At 52.8% G+C, this 468-nt stretch carries 1 protein-coding gene; it reads right to left on the bottom strand.

The features are described 5' to 3' along the window. The coding region (locus tag RM704_RS45740) for an EamA family transporter (RefSeq protein WP_498076449.1) at positions 1 to 322 on the bottom strand (322 nt) is incomplete at its 3' end. Between the last annotated feature and the right edge of the window lie 146 nt (positions 323 to 468).

Raw genomic sequence — 468 nt, 5'->3', positions numbered from 1 at the left:
AGACCAGGCTGAATTTGTCGACGGGCGCGACTTGCGGGGCGTTGCCCAGTTGCAGGGCTTTGAAGTAGGCGAGCCAAGATGCGCCGGTGGCGAGTCCGGACAAAACCAGAAACGTCCGGTTGCGCCCCGTGAAGCCGTTTACGCCCTGCCATTTGCCGGTGTAGGTCAAAAACAATACCAAGGCGGCGAGGATGACCAAGGTGCGGATAAAGGCGGCGAAATCCGAATCTATGCCCTGCAAGCCCATTTTGGCGAAAACGGCGGTCAATGAGGCGAAGCCTGCCGATGCCAATGCCCAAAACAGCCATGCGTTGCTGCCCATGTTTTCTCCTTTGATTGTGAACAATATGAACGGTATTTTTGTTGCTGCGTCAAAAATTTCACTGCGGGTTTGGTGCGGATAACGTTATAATATGCCTGATATTATTTTCAATCCACCTGTTTGTCGCCTGATGCTTTCAGACGGCA

The sequence above is a fragment of the Streptomyces gottesmaniae genome (assembly GCF_031845845.1).
Classification (GTDB): domain Bacteria; phylum Actinomycetota; class Actinomycetes; order Streptomycetales; family Streptomycetaceae; genus Streptomyces; species Streptomyces akebiae.
Note: the sequence above shows the minus strand (reverse complement) of the source record. Positions and strands in the feature narration are given on the sequence as shown.